Annotated in this window: 13 protein-coding genes; 8 read left to right on the top strand and 5 right to left on the bottom strand. The window is 46.3% G+C overall.

Going from position 1 to position 13,723, the window contains the following annotated elements:
- Positions 1-35: 35 nt before the first annotated feature.
- The 5 genes from ilvD to cpdA all read left to right on the top strand — a co-directional run bounded on the left by ilvD (position 36) and on the right by cpdA (position 6,454).
- Positions 36-1,721: a dihydroxy-acid dehydratase gene (gene ilvD, locus ACYQ1O_RS09650; protein ID WP_459991470.1), complete on the top strand. Its 1,686-nt coding sequence runs from the start codon at positions 36-38 to the stop codon at positions 1,719-1,721.
- Positions 1,722-1,945: 224 nt separating this feature from the next.
- Complete coding sequence (locus ACYQ1O_RS09645) at positions 1,946-3,022, top strand: Fic family protein (RefSeq protein WP_459991469.1); 1,077 nt, start codon at positions 1,946-1,948, stop codon at positions 3,020-3,022.
- A 398-nt stretch (positions 3,023-3,420) separates the two neighbouring features.
- Positions 3,421-4,248, top strand: a complete 828-nt coding sequence (locus ACYQ1O_RS09640; RefSeq protein ID WP_459991468.1) for an AlbA family DNA-binding domain-containing protein — start codon at positions 3,421-3,423, stop codon at positions 4,246-4,248.
- Between the two features lie 75 nt (positions 4,249-4,323).
- A complete protein-coding gene (gene argA, locus ACYQ1O_RS09635) occupies positions 4,324-5,667 on the top strand; it encodes an amino-acid N-acetyltransferase (RefSeq protein ID WP_459991467.1) in 1,344 nt (447 codons plus the stop codon).
- Positions 5,651-6,454: a 3',5'-cyclic-AMP phosphodiesterase gene (gene cpdA / locus ACYQ1O_RS09630; RefSeq protein WP_459991466.1), complete on the top strand. Its 804-nt coding sequence runs from the start codon at positions 5,651-5,653 to the stop codon at positions 6,452-6,454. Before argA ends, cpdA begins: the two co-directional genes overlap by 17 nt.
- On the opposite strand, the gene ACYQ1O_RS09625 is transcribed toward cpdA, so the two are convergent.
- Positions 6,399-6,986 carry an RNA pyrophosphohydrolase gene (locus ACYQ1O_RS09625; RefSeq protein ID WP_459991465.1) on the bottom strand — a complete coding sequence of 196 codons (588 nt, stop codon included), beginning with the start codon at positions 6,984-6,986 and terminating at the stop codon, positions 6,399-6,401. The genes cpdA and ACYQ1O_RS09625 overlap by 56 nt on opposite strands.
- A gap of 153 nt (positions 6,987-7,139) precedes the next feature.
- Here ACYQ1O_RS09625 and ACYQ1O_RS09620 point away from each other — a divergent pair, with 153 nt between their 5' ends.
- Positions 7,140-7,814: a histidinol-phosphatase gene (locus ACYQ1O_RS09620; protein ID WP_459991464.1), complete on the top strand. Its 675-nt coding sequence runs from the start codon at positions 7,140-7,142 to the stop codon at positions 7,812-7,814.
- Here the strand turns inward: ACYQ1O_RS09620 and ACYQ1O_RS09615 are convergent.
- A complete protein-coding gene (locus ACYQ1O_RS09615) occupies positions 7,809-8,900 on the bottom strand; it encodes an AI-2E family transporter (RefSeq protein WP_459991463.1) in 1,092 nt (363 codons plus the stop codon). The two genes, ACYQ1O_RS09620 and ACYQ1O_RS09615, sit on opposite strands and share 6 nt — an antisense overlap.
- A gap of 144 nt (positions 8,901-9,044) precedes the next feature.
- Between ACYQ1O_RS09615 and ACYQ1O_RS09610 the strand changes: the two genes are divergently transcribed.
- Both ACYQ1O_RS09610 and cysC read left to right on the top strand, forming a co-directional pair.
- On the top strand, positions 9,045-10,001 hold the full coding sequence (locus ACYQ1O_RS09610; protein WP_459991462.1) for a DHH family phosphoesterase: 957 nt from the start codon (positions 9,045-9,047) through the stop codon (positions 9,999-10,001).
- A 40-nt stretch (positions 10,002-10,041) separates the two neighbouring features.
- Entirely contained in the window at positions 10,042-10,656 is a 615-nt protein-coding gene (gene cysC / locus ACYQ1O_RS09605) for an adenylyl-sulfate kinase (protein ID WP_459991461.1), read from the top strand.
- A 119-nt stretch (positions 10,657-10,775) separates the two neighbouring features.
- On the opposite strand, the gene gltX is transcribed toward cysC, so the two are convergent.
- The 3 genes from gltX to ACYQ1O_RS09590 all read right to left on the bottom strand — a co-directional run.
- Positions 10,776-12,173 carry a glutamate--tRNA ligase gene (gltX, locus tag ACYQ1O_RS09600; protein WP_459991460.1) on the bottom strand — a complete coding sequence of 466 codons (1,398 nt, stop codon included), beginning with the start codon at positions 12,171-12,173 and terminating at the stop codon, positions 10,776-10,778.
- 621 nt (positions 12,174-12,794) lie between these two features.
- The gene (locus ACYQ1O_RS09595; RefSeq protein ID WP_459991459.1) at positions 12,795-13,358 is read right to left on the bottom strand and encodes a hypothetical protein; all 564 of its coding nucleotides are present in this window, start codon (positions 13,356-13,358) and stop codon (positions 12,795-12,797) included.
- A 147-nt stretch (positions 13,359-13,505) separates the two neighbouring features.
- Positions 13,506-13,723 (bottom strand): hypothetical protein (locus tag ACYQ1O_RS09590; RefSeq protein WP_459991458.1); only part of this gene is annotated, 218 nt, incomplete at its 5' end.

Below are 13,723 nucleotides of genomic sequence, written 5' to 3'. Positions count from 1 at the left end.
TTCCAACCACTAACAACTAAAAGGAATCCTTAAACATGGCAAACTCAAAAGACACCCGCCCTTTTTCATCCCAAGTTGTCGACGGTATGGAACGCGCACCTAGCCGCGCCATGCTTTATGCCGTCGGCTTTAAAAACGAAGACTTCAAAAAACCACAAGTCGGCATTGCTTCCACTTGGAGCATGGTCACGCCTTGCAATATGCACATCAACAAACTGGCTGATGATGCCGCAATTGGCGTCAACAACGCCGCAGGCAAAGCCGTCATCTTCAACACCATCACCATTTCTGATGGCATTTCGATGGGTACAGAAGGCATGAAATACTCGTTGGTATCGCGCGAAGTCATCGCCGATTCCATCGAAACCGTGGTCGGTTGCCAAGGTTTTGACGGCGTAGTCGCCATCGGCGGTTGCGACAAAAACATGCCAGGCTGCATGATTGCCATCTCGCGCCTGAACCGTCCGGCGATTTTCGTTTACGGCGGCACCATCATGCCGGGTTGCCACAAAGACAAAAAACTCGATGTGGTATCCGTGTTTGAAGCCGTCGGCGCACGCGCCAACAACAAAATCGACGATGCCGAACTGACCGCCATCGAAACCAAAGCCATTCCAGGCGCAGGTTCATGCGGCGGCATGTACACAGCCAACACCATGGCTTCGGCGATTGAAGCACTCGGCATGAGCTTGCCAAACAGCTCCGCACAAGCCGCGATTTCCAACGATAAAAAACTGGACTGCGAACGCGCAGGTGCAGCAGTGATGAACCTGATTGAAAAAGGCATCAAACCCAGCGACATCATGACCAAAGAAGCCTTTGAAAACGCCATCACCGTGGTTATCGCGCTAGGCGGATCAACCAACGCTGTACTGCACATGCTGGCGATGGCGAATGCCGCGAAAGTGGATTTAAGTTTGGACGATTTCACCCGCATCGGCAAACGCGTACCGATGTTGGCGGATTTGAAACCCAGCGGTAAATACCAAATGGCGGAATTGGTCGAAATCGGCGGCATCCAACCATTGATGAAAATCTTGTTGGACGCAGGTTTGTTACACGGCGATTGCTTGACGGTAACAGGCAAAACCTTGGCAGAAAACCTCGCCGACGTTGTTCCATACCCAGACGGTCAAGACATGATCCGCGACCTCAGCAACCCGATCAAAAAAGACAGCCATTTAGTCATTCTCTACGGCAACCTCGCGCCAGAAGGCGGCGTGGCAAAAATCACTGGCAAAGAAGGCTTGTGTTTCACTGGTGCGGCGAAAGTCTTTGATGCGGAAGAGCAAGCCCTGCAAAGCATCCTCAACGGCGACATCGTCAAAGGCGATGTCATCGTCATCCGCTACGAAGGCCCGAAAGGCGGCCCTGGAATGCGCGAAATGCTCTCGCCAACCTCCGCGATCATGGGTAAAGGCTTAGGTAAAGAAGTGGCGTTAATCACCGACGGACGCTTCTCCGGCGGTACGCATGGTTTTGTAGTAGGCCACATCACCCCAGAAGCCTACGTCGGCGGCCCTTTAGCCATCGTCGAAAACGGCGACACCATAACGATTGACGCCGAAAACAACGCCTTAACCTTGCACATCAACGAACATGAAATAGCACGGCGTATGGAAAAATGGCAACAACCAGCACCGAAATACACCCGTGGCGTGTTGGCGAAATATGCCAAGTTGGTGAGTTCGGCTTCTACGGGAGCGGTTACGGATAACTAGGATTAATATTTAGCTCAGAATTAGGATAAAAATAACTTCCCTAAACCATTTTTGAAAACTCAGACCTGATAGTTTTCAGAAATCATTCAAGTTTTAATGTTGCGGGAAGTTATTCATAACCAAATACTTAGAATAAGGCACCCTGACGTTTAAAACGGAAATTTTTGGGGATGCAAAAGATATAAGTTCTGATGGTAATACTTGGAAACAGCGAAATATTAAACATGAGTCAAATTCTACTTTTGCCACTTACTCAGGATATCGAAACCAAAGTTGTTTTAAAAAAACTAGCCAAGGCTCATCAAGCCTTGGCAGAACTCAAAGGCATAGCAGCAACCATTCCTAATGAAGGCATCCTGATTAGCACCTTATCTTTACAAGAAGCCAAAGACAGCTCTGCTATTGAAAACATCATAACTACGCACGATGATCTTTATCAAAGCGACAGCCAAGCTAAATACTATGTTAATTTGGCGGCAAAGGAGGTTCATAATTACGCGACTTCTTTACAAAACGGTTTTGCCCAAGTCAAGAGGACTGGCCTTCTTACCAATAACGACATCTTGGAAATACAGGCCTGTATCGAAGAAAATCGTGCTGGCTACCGTAAATTACCAGGCACAAGTTTGAAAAATGATGCCACTGGCGAAGTTATTTATACCCCACCCCAACATCCTGATGACATCGTTTTATTAATGAATAACCTAGAACAATTTATTAACGACGATACGCTATGTGACTGGGATACGCTCACAAAAATGGCGGTGATTCATCATCAATTTGAGAGCATTCATCCTTTCTATGACGGCAATGGCAGAACTGGACGAATCATCAATATCCTGTACTTGGTTAAGCAAGACTTACTAAAAATTCCTGTGCTGTATCTAAGCAGATATATCAACCAAAACAAAGCCGACTATTATCATCAATTACAACACACCAGAGACACAGGCGATTGGGAGCCGTGGCTGCTATTTATGCTGGAAGGTGTTGAGCAGACATCTAAAGACACTGTCGTACTTATCGAGCGTATTAAGAGCACAATGCTGAATTTCAAGAATAAAATGCGTAGCGATTTACCTAAAATATACAGCCAAGATTTGCTCAACAACCTGTTTCGCCATCCCTATACTAAAATTGAATTTATCGTGTCAGAACTTGGCGTAACTCGCATAACCGCTACAAGCTATCTAAACAAACTCATTGATATAGGTTTACTGCAAAAAGTTAAAAAAGGGCGTGATAACTACTATATCAATACCGCATTGTTCGATCTGCTCGGCAATGCGTATCAAAAATGAAATTAATTTTGCACATCCCTAATGATATATATAGAAAATAGCTTGTATCTATACTTATAACTGTGAATCTGTATAGAAAGTTAGCTCTAGCTTTACATATAGCTCCTGATACGAGAAGAAACTATATTATGCTGCCTTTGCAGAAGCCCAGAACTACCGCCGTGCTTATGTGCCTGGGGCTTCGTAGTTTTTCACCATCAATCTTGCCGAACGCCACAATAATCCATTATTGGTTGAACACATCAAGCAACTTCGCGCCGCTTTCCATTTTGTTTGCGTTTGTCACAACCTAAAACCGCTGTTTTTAAACGCCCGCCTTCCCATCCGCCATGTAATGCTATCAATCCTCTCCGTCCTTATCTAAGATACGCGTATTTTGGATAGCTTATAACCACGCAATGAAAAGACTGATTCTACTCATCATTACAATTTGGCAGCAGCAGTTAAAAATTTATGCGTCGGCGGCGATTATCGGGGCGGCGATTGGTATTTTTATTTTGGCGCCCAGTTACGATTACATTAATTCGCGCGAGCAAAACGCCGATCCGCTGTCGTCGATGGAGTATGCCATTTATCAGGTGCAGGAGATTTTGACCGGCAAAATCACGCAAAACAATCTGGTGCTGTTTTACGCCGAGATTGGCGCGATGCTGGGTTTGTTGTCGCTGGGCATTTATAAAACGTTGCATAAACGTTTGGTGCGCTTGGATTCTTTGCAATCGGAACTCGGCAAGGATTTGCCGTCCATTGTCCGCCAAGGCGAGGGTACGTTGTTGGAGTTTAAGTCGTCGTTGCGTTGGGATTATCAAGAACAACGCATCAACCGCGCGCTGGAAGGTGTGGTGCTAAAAACCTTGGCGGGTTTTTTCAATAGCCATTTGGGTGGTACTTTGTTGATTGGTGTTGCCGATGACGGTGATATTATCGGTCTGGAAAAAGATTACCAAACGTTGAAAAAGCCCGGTCAAGATGGCTTTGAGCAAAGCCTGATGACCGCTATTTCCGCGAATTTAGGCGCCGACCTTTGCCATTTTGTCCATGTGCTGTTCCATGTGGTGGATGGCAAGGATGTCTGCCGGATTATTGTTTCACCTGCCAACCGTCCGGTATTTTTAAACCAAGGCAATGCGCCCAAGTTTTATGTCCGTACTGGCGGCGGTACGCGTGACCTGAATATTCAAGAGGCTTTGGATTTTGTGCAAGGCCGCTTTCGCCATGGCAAATAATGTCATGATGGTCGGGTAGAATCCTCCCTCCTTTTTTATTTCTGACCTGCATCATCTTGCAGATAAACGGTTACTATGATTTTACAAAACGAATTCGTTAATTGGTTTAGGGCTTCTTCGCCTTATATTCATGCCCACCGCAATAAAACGTTTGTGATTTGTTTTGGTGGCGAGGCGGTGTTGGCGGAAGATTTCCACCATCACGTCCATGATTTTGCCTTGTTGAACAGTTTGGGCATCCGTTTGGTGTTGGTGCACGGTATCCGTCCGCAAATTGACCAACGGCTTGCCAAACTAGGGATAGAAAGCGAATTCCATCGCCATTTGCGCGTCACAGACGCCACCGCCTTGCAGTGCGTAAAAGAAGCTGCCGGTTTGGTGCGCGTGGAAATTGAGGCGTTGTTATCGATGGGATTGTCTAATTCACCCATGGCGGGTGCTAAAATTAAGGTGGCATCGGGCAATTTTGTGACCGCCAAGCCTTTGGGTGTGATCGATGGCATCGATTATTGCCACACGGGTGAGGTGCGCCGGATTGATAGCGCGGCTATCCATCAGCTGCTCGATCAGGATAGCGTGGTGTTGATGTCGCCGGTGGGTTATTCGCCCAGTGGTGAGGTGTTCAATTTATCGGCGGAACAAGTCGCTACGGCAGTGGCGATTGCCTTAAAAGCCGAAAAGCTGGTGTTTTTGACGGAAGACGAGTGCTCCAATCCCGATACCGGCGAAGCTATCGCGCAAATGACCAGCGAAGAGGCCGATGTGTTTTTGCTGCAGCATAATGATATTGCCGATGCCATCGGTTTTCCGTTGCGTGCGGCGGTGCAAGCTTGCCAAGCGGGTGTATTGAGGGCGCATTTGGTGACGCGCCAGCGCTATGGGGCGTTGCTGCTGGAATTGTTTACCCGCGATGGCGTCGGCACACTGGTCAGTTCCACACCGTTTGAGGAATTAAGGGCGGCGACCCTGAATGACATCGGCGGCATTTTGGAATTGATTAAACCTTTAGAGCAACAAGGCATTCTGGCTAAACGTTCGCGTGAAAAAATTGAAACGGAAATTGCCGATTATATTATTATCGAACGCGATGGCTTAATCATCGCTTGTATGGCTTTGCATACTAACCGGCAATGTCGGGTTGGGGTGATTGCCTGTCTGGCGGTGCATTTGGGTTATCGTGGCGCTGCGCGGGGCGACCGCTTGCTGAACTTTGCTTACCGCAGAGCATGGCAAATGGATTTGCAGGCTCTGTATGTGCTGTCTACGCAAACGGTGCATTGGTTTGTTGAGCGCGGCTTTGTGTCGGCTGAGATAGATAGCCTGCCCGATGCGTTAAAAGCGTTGTATAACCCTGCGCGCAATTCCAAGTTACTGACTAAAGATATTGATTTGAGCCGACATCATGACAAAGACATCTAGCTGTTTGTCCATCCTGCAGATTTCTGATTTGCATATTCTTGCCAAGCCAGAAGAAAGCTTGCAAGGCGTCAATACAGCTTATTATTTCCAAGCAGTTCTAAGACAAGCGTTTGCTGAGCTGCGCGATGTGGATTTGCTGCTGCTGACGGGCGACCTGACCCAATACGGCAGTTTGACGGGCTATCAGTTTATTTTGGAGGTTTTAGAGGCTTATCAGATACCGGCGCTTTGCTTGCCTGGCAATCATGATTATGCCGATTTTATGGGGCAGGTATTTTCTGGCGGGTTGGTCAGCTGCGAAAAACAGCGTTTGTTCGGCGATTGGCAGCTGATTTGTTTAAACAGCCAAATTCCAGGTGAGGATTGCGGAATAATCGAGGCCGAAGAGCTACAGTTTTTGGAGGCTTGTTTGCAGGCTTACCCTGAACATCATGCTTTAATTGCCGTGCATCATCCTTGCTTTAAAACGCAAAGTGCGTGGCTGGATACGATGATTATCAAAAATAGCCAAGAGATGTTGGCGGTGGTGGGCAAGTACCCGCAGGTGAAGGCGGTTACTTGCGGGCATATCCATCAGGAAATGGATATGCCGCTCAATGGCATCCGTTTGTTGGGAACGCCATCGACCTGCTTCCAGTTCAAACCCGAAAGCATGACATTTGCGTTGGATGATGCCATGCCCGGTTATCGGCACTTACAGCTGTTTGCTGATGGACGTATCGAAACCAGCGTTAGTCGCTTGCCTGGCAAGCTGACGGGATTATCGCCGGATATTTACGACCATTAAGCTTGGCCTTGGGCTTTTTTTCTTGTTTCAGATAACCGGTAGGGTTTACTGGGATGCCGTTGTCGGGCAGGATTGCACCCAATTCGCGCATGGCCTTTTGGTAAACTTTGCGCTTAAAGTACACCACATCGTTAAGCGGTTCCCAGTAATCCACCCAGCGCCAGCTATCAAACTCCGGTTTTGGACAGTGGTCAAACCGCACATTGGTGTCGGGTGTTATCAAACGCAACATAAACCAAATTTGTTTTTGGCCTATGCATAAGGGGAGCGAATTCTTACGGATATACCGCTCAGGCAATTGGTATCTTAACCAATAGCGGGTGCGCCCTAATATTTGTACATGTTGTTGCTGTAGTCCGGTCTCTTCCCACAATTCTCGGTACATCGCTGTTTCTGGGTCTTCATCGTCATTAATGCCGCCTTGCGGAAATTGCCAAGCGTTTACGCCCATCCGTTTTGCCCAAAACACACGACCCTCGTCATTGCAAAGGATGATCCCGACGTTAGGCCGGTATCCTTTCGAGTCTATCATGTTAAAACCTGTTATTTTTTTCCTGCCCCGTATCTTATTCTTAGCTATGGTAAACTTGCCGGAACAGGCGATTTATGATGCCGACATTGTTCCACAAAACCCCAGCAGATGCCATAGGGCATCTGCTTTTAAATTTACCCAGACAGGTTAGCCGTGAGTTTAGCGATTTTTGATTTAGACAATACCCTCATTGCTGATGACAGCGATTATTTATGGGGGCAATTCCTTGTCGATCAGGGAGTTGTCGATAAAGGCCACTACGAGGCCGCGAATGCCAAGTTTTATGAACAATACAAACAAGGTTGTTTGGATATTGCCGAGTTCTTAAGCTTTTCCTTGCGCCCGCTGGCAGAGAACGAGACTGAAAAATTATGGCAATGGCGGGCGCAATTCATGCAAGACATCATCACGCCCATTTTGCTCGAACCCGCCCAGCAACTGATCGACCAGCATAAACAGCGAGGCGACACGGTGATGGTGATTACCGCCACCAACCGTTTTGTTACCGAACCCATTGTTAAGCTTTATGGTATAGATATTTTGCTGGCGACGGCACCGGAGTTTATCGAAGGCCGTTATACCGGCAAATTTGTGGGGGTGCCGTGTTTTCAAGACGGTAAGGTGAAACAGTTGCAAGACTGGTTGCAACAATCGGGTGAAACCTTGGCGGGCAGCTATTTCTATAGTGACTCACATAATGACTTGCCGTTACTTAAGCTGGTTGAGCAGCCTGTGGCGGTTGATCCTGACGACAAGTTACGGCACTATGCCGAGCAATCAGGCTGGCCAGTAGTCAGCTTAAGAAACGGTATTTGCCCTAAGTTATAACGCGTTATCGGTGATGGTTTCACCCATGCGCGGCCACGCCGTTAAAACGGCTTTAACGGCTGTTGCCAAGGGAATGGCAAAAAACACCCCCCAAAAGCCCCATAGGCCTCCAAAAAACAGAATGGCGATAATAATGGCTGCCGGGTGTAAGTTAACCGCCTCGGAAAACAAAAACGGAATTAGGAACACGGCATCCAGTGCTTGAATGATTGAATAGGCAATCAGCAGCAGGGTGAAATCGTCGCCTTCAAACCCCCATTGCAAATAACCGACAATCAACACTGGAAAGGTTACCAAGGTTGCGCCGATATAAGGGATGATGACAGAGATTCCCATTAATACCGCAAGCAGCATGGCGTAATTTAAGTTAATCGCGGTAAAAGTGATGTAGCTAATGACCCAAAGAATAAACACTTCGGCGAACTTACCGCGCACGTAATTGCCAATCTGGATGTCCACTTCTTGCCAAACCCGTTCTGCCAAGTTGCGTTCGCGGGGCATGAACTGCATGAACCAAACCAGAAATATTTGCTTGTCTTTTAAGAAGAAAAACACCATCATCGGCACCAAGAACAAATAAATCAAGGCACTGACTATCCCTACGACTGATGCGGCAGACATGGAAACAATGCTTTGCCCGTAGCTAAGCAACTCATTCTGCATTGCTGACATGATTTGGCTTATTTTTTGCTGGGAAATCAGTTTAGGATACATTTGCGGCAAGCGTAAAATACCCGCTTGGATGCGTCCAACAATGCCGGGTAGGTTTTGAGCCAATTCCACTGCTTGCTGGGAAATCATTGGCAATAAAAACAGCAATAAAAAACATAAGCACGCCAAGAATACTGAAAACACGATAAGCACAGCAAGGGTGCGCGCCACCTTTAGTTTTTCTAGTTTGACAACCAACCCTTCCAGTAAATAGGCAAAAACAATGGAGACAAACACAGGCATCAGCAAATCGCTTAAGCCATAGATCAGTAAAAAGCAAACCACCAAAAAAATGCCGAGCGAAATGGCTTGCTCGTTGGGAAGAAAGCGTTTAAACGCATTTTTGAAAAGGTTGGTTGATTGTGAATTTAGCATTTTTTTGCGGAATTAATTTTTATCATCGACTATATTCTACTATAGCCTATAAGCTCATTGAGTATAGGTGCATTTTTGAAAGGGCTTCTTTCATCCTTTACAATACCAGCCCTGCTATCTACCTTTTTTATTCAGGATAAAATCATGCAAATTGATGTATTTAATGGCGACGCAGACGGCATTTGTGCGTTAGTGCAGCTTCGCTTGGCTCGACCTGCACAAACGCAGCTGGTAACGGGAATCAAAAGGGATATCCAGTTGTTGGAAAAAATATCCGCGCAGCCGGGTGATGAAGTGACCGTTCTGGATATTTCTTTAGAAAAAAACCGTCTGGCTTTGGATAAGGTCTTGGCGGCTGGGGCAAGTGTTTTTTATGTTGACCACCACCAGCCCGGTGAAATACCCAACCATCCTAACCTGACTACCCTGATAGATACCGATGCCAATATCTGCACCAGCCTGCTGGTTAACCAGCACTTGCAAGGCAAGTATTTGGCATGGGCGGTGACAGCCGCATTTGGTGACAATTTGCTTGCCGTTGCCGAACAGGCTGCCCTGCCTTTGGGGTTGGGCGAAACACAGCTTAACCAACTCAAAGACTTAGGCACTTGCATTAATTACAACGGCTATGGCAATAGTATTTCAGACTTGCATTTCCCCCCAGAGTCACTGTATCGTGAACTCGCCCCTTTTGCATCGCCATTCGACTTTATCCATGATAATGCCGCCATCCATCAAAAACTGATTAATGGTTATCAAGAGGACATGAATCTGGCTATGCAAATAAAACCAGAGTATGTCACTGATAAAGTTGGACTGTTTATATTGCCGGATGAGGCTTGGGCTAGGCGTATCAGCGGTGTTTACGGCAACGAATTGGCGAATCTGACACCCAGTCGCGCCCATGCGGTTTTTAGCTTTACAGAAAAAGGAGATTATCAAATTAGCGTTCGCGCACCTTTAACCAACAAAACGGGAGCCGACGAATTGTGTTCCGCATTCCCCACTGGGGGTGGGCGCAAAGGTGCAGCAGGCATCAATCATTTACCATTTGATCAATTGCCAGCCTTCATAGCGGCATTTGAAAAAACCTACGCATAATCTCTCCCTTCCCACTCTTTACTAACTTCCAAAATTCGATATGACAACAAAAAGTTCCAACACCGTCTGGCATCATGCCACTGTTACCCGAACAGATAGAGAAAAACTTCATGAACATAAAAGCGTCATCCTATGGTTTACAGGATTGTCTGGTTCTGGAAAATCGACTTTAGCGCATGCTGTGGAAGATTATTTGCATAAATGCGGCACCTCGACATTTGTACTGGATGGGGACAATGTCCGTCACGGCTTATGCAGTGATTTGGGATTTAGCGATGATGACCGTATTGAAAATATCAGACGTATTGGTGAGCTGGCTAAGCTGATGGTTGAGGCAGGTGTTATCACCTTAACCGCTTTTATTTCGCCGTTTAAATCTGATCGTAATGCCGCCAGAAGCTTGGTGCCGCATGGGGATTTTTTAGAAATTTACTGCCAATGCCCGATTGAAACTTGCGAACAGCGCGACGTAAAAGGCCTGTATAAAAAGGCGCGTGCAGGAGATATTCCATTTTTTACCGGTATCGGTTCGCCTTACGAAGCGCCTGAACATCCTGAGTTGTCGGTTAACACCCACGATCAGTCTTTGGATGAGAGTGTCAAAAAAGTCATTAACTTGCTGGTTGAGCGCGGCATTATCAAAAAGCAAAGCTAATTTTTACTGATTTTGATACTTTGATGAAACCTATAACATTCCGGCATGTTTTACCGGAATGTTATAGGAAATGGTGATAAAAGCGCAATGCAGGGTCACCTTATAGGAATTAGGGGTACTTAGTTTTTTAGGTAGGCAACAGCCCGCAAAATCCTCGCCAAAGTTTTTTCCCTGCCCAATAAAGCAATGGTGGCGTCAATGGCTGGCGATACGCCAGAACCGCACACGGCAACCCGCAATGGTTGTGCCACTTTGCCCAAGCCCAATCCTAAGCTTTCTGCCAGATTGATAATGACTTGGTGCAGAGCTTCACTTTCCCAATCACTTAAAGCAGCGAATTGATCGTGCAATTGCGCTAAGACTTCATCAGAACCCGCAGTAAAGTTTTTCTTAGCCGCTTTTTCGTCATAGCTGTCGAATTCTTGGTAAAAATATGTACTGGCGGCAGCCATTTCAACCAAGGTTTTACTGCGCTCACGCAACAGTTTGACCACCTCAACCAACGCCGGACCATTAGCTTCTTCCAAGCCTAATTGGGCGATATGCCAGCTTAAATGATGAGCGACCAAGGCCGGATCGCTGTTCATGATGTAGTGGTGGTTCAGCCACAACAACTTATCCATATTGAACGCCGAAGCCGAGCCGTTGACGTTATCCAGCTCAAAATGCTGCACCATTTCTTCAATCGAAAAAATCTCCTGATCGCCATGTGACCAACCCAAGCGCACCAAATAATTCAGCAAGGCTTGCGGCAAGTAGCCATCATCACGGAATTGCATAACGCTGACCGCACCGTGGCGTTTAGATAATCTTGCGCCATCCGCGCCCAAAATCATCGGCAAATGCGCGTATTGCGGAATGCTTGCACCCAAGGCGGCGAGGATGTTCATTTGCCGTGGCGTGTTATTGATGTGGTCGTCGCCACGGATGACATGGCTGACGTGCATGTCCATATCGTCAACCACCACGGTCAGGTTGTACGTCGGCGTACCATCGCCACGGGCAATGACCAAGTCGTCAAGTTCTTTATTGGCGACGACAATTTCGCCTTTCACCAAATCGTCAATCGCCACCACACCGTCTTGCGGATTTTTAAAACGCACCACCGCTTCTTGCTCCGGTTTGACATTGCCAGTGTGGCGGCATTTGCCGTTGTAACGCGGCTTTTCTTTATTCGCCATTTGTTCGGCGCGCAATTGTTCCAGCTCGTCTTTCGTACAAGTACAGTAGTAGGCGTGGCCTTGATCCAACAACTGCTGGATGATGGCTTTGTAACGGTCAAAACGCTGGGTTTGGTAGTACGGGCCTTCGTTGTAATCCAAACCCAACCAATCCATGCCTTCCAAAATGGCATCAACTGAGGCTTGCGTGGAGCGCTCCAGATCGGTGTCTTCAATGCGTAAAATAAATGTGCCGCCGTGTTTGCGTGCGTAAAGCCATGAAAACAACGCGGTACGGGCGCCGCCGACGTGCAAGTAGCCAGTGGGGCTGGGAGCGAAACGTGTGGTGATAGTCATGATAATTATTGGCTCAATAAAAATTTTGGGTGGAGGTAAAAATTAAAGTGATATAGATAGGTTGTATTTTTGGATAATAAAGATAATCGGTCTAAGCCAGATTTTGTTTGGCCCATAAAAAGCTAATGTTTTGCAGGTTGCCCCATCGTTCGAAATAACTGGGTTTATGCATTGTCTTTGCCAGAGCCAGCTCCTCCAAAATTATCGTAGTTACGGGTTACCCTTGGGGTTTAGGATCGCCACGCCAAACCGATTAGATGCTTTCTCTGCAGGTCGCCGATGATGGATGATAGAAAATCTGCGGAGGATGGGCCAGGATGCAATTAAGGTATCGTTCTGTTCTGGGTTAAAAAGACTTTTGGGTTATTCACCATCGTTGTATTTTCCGGTAAATGTCCCACATACCTTGACATTCAGAGTTGTGTTGAATAATGCACTTTTCAGCCTCGCGGTGCTGGTTTATTTGGCACTAAATACCTCTAAGTCCAAAATGTATTGTTGCTTTCTAATGACGAAAAGGCTGTTTTTTATCCGGCTAGCGTTTCCGAACGCACTTCGGCAATAGACGGTTGTGTCTTTTACTATTGGAAGAATTATCCATCATCATTATAAATTTAACCACTATAAGGTTTTTTTGAATGCAGGTTTATCAAGGTGTGCGGCGAGATATTCTTCAATTTGCAACAGCCTCATCACTGGACATTGAAGCGCCGCTGTTTCTTTCCGAGCAAAATCTCGCATTTCTTGGAAGTAAGCCTTAAAAACCTCATTCACAACGCATTCAAGATCAACCCCATAACCCATTTTTATATTCGCTTTAATTTCTTCAAGGTGTGCAAGTTGGTTGTTTGATACCTTGCCCAGGCTATTCTTAACAATCGGACTCCAAAGCATAAAGTGGTGACTGTAATCTGACAGGTATTTGTTGGCGTAATCGATGTTTTTTGAGAATTTATCGGTGAGTTTAGGAACGTTAACCAGCTGTCCATTTTTGTTGTATTGCAGGCCTGTGGTTAGGTGAATAGCCACTTCGCAAATGTAAACTTGCTTATCTTTAAGGTTGATACCAACGACATCAATCTCCCCCTGCACATCAACCGTATAAAGATTAGTTTGGATAAAGTCGCAATGGCGAATATATCGTAGATACGACGCTACAAGCTGCTCACCAACATTGAACACCATATCCCCCTTATTTGATGGCGAACAAGCCGCGATTTGTAAAAAACGTAAGGCAACAAAAAAGGCCTTGGAACACCTAAGGCCTTATATTCATTAGTGCTGAAGATGGTACTAGAACTTGCGACCAGCTTTCTTACAAAGAAGAAAGCATCAGATCTGCCATGATTTTAAATTATATTGCAAAAATAAAATATAGAAAAGAAAAACAAAGACATAACAGGCTTTAGAGAAAAAAGTTATCCCCTGATATTGGTAAAAATAAAAGTAATGTTGCCACATTTGCTTTACCATTACAGCATCCCTGCGGGGGCTTGGTAGGCGATCAGCCAAAAAAAAGCCCCGATGTCCAATGGACATCGGGGCTTTGT

This window comes from Methylosoma difficile, from assembly GCF_054657615.1.
This window is presented reverse-complemented; position numbering and strand designations above follow the sequence as displayed.

Coding starts and splice junctions, on each gene's coding strand:
- ilvD (WP_459991470.1), top strand. CDS start 36: ATGGCAAACTCAAAAGACACCCGCCCTTTTTCATCCCAAGTTGTCGAC.
- ACYQ1O_RS09645 (WP_459991469.1), top strand. CDS start 1,946: ATGAGTCAAATTCTACTTTTGCCACTTACTCAGGATATCGAAACCAAA.
- ACYQ1O_RS09640 (WP_459991468.1), top strand. CDS start 3,421: ATGAAAAGACTGATTCTACTCATCATTACAATTTGGCAGCAGCAGTTA.
- argA (WP_459991467.1), top strand. CDS start 4,324: ATGATTTTACAAAACGAATTCGTTAATTGGTTTAGGGCTTCTTCGCCT.
- cpdA (WP_459991466.1), top strand. CDS start 5,651: ATGACAAAGACATCTAGCTGTTTGTCCATCCTGCAGATTTCTGATTTG.
- ACYQ1O_RS09625 (WP_459991465.1), bottom strand. CDS start 6,986: ATGATAGACTCGAAAGGATACCGGCCTAACGTCGGGATCATCCTTTGC.
- ACYQ1O_RS09615 (WP_459991463.1), bottom strand. CDS start 8,900: ATGCTAAATTCACAATCAACCAACCTTTTCAAAAATGCGTTTAAACGC.
- ACYQ1O_RS09610 (WP_459991462.1), top strand. CDS start 9,045: ATGCAAATTGATGTATTTAATGGCGACGCAGACGGCATTTGTGCGTTA.
- cysC (WP_459991461.1), top strand. CDS start 10,042: ATGACAACAAAAAGTTCCAACACCGTCTGGCATCATGCCACTGTTACC.
- gltX (WP_459991460.1), bottom strand. CDS start 12,173: ATGACTATCACCACACGTTTCGCTCCCAGCCCCACTGGCTACTTGCAC.
- ACYQ1O_RS09595 (WP_459991459.1), bottom strand. CDS start 13,358: ATGGTGTTCAATGTTGGTGAGCAGCTTGTAGCGTCGTATCTACGATAT.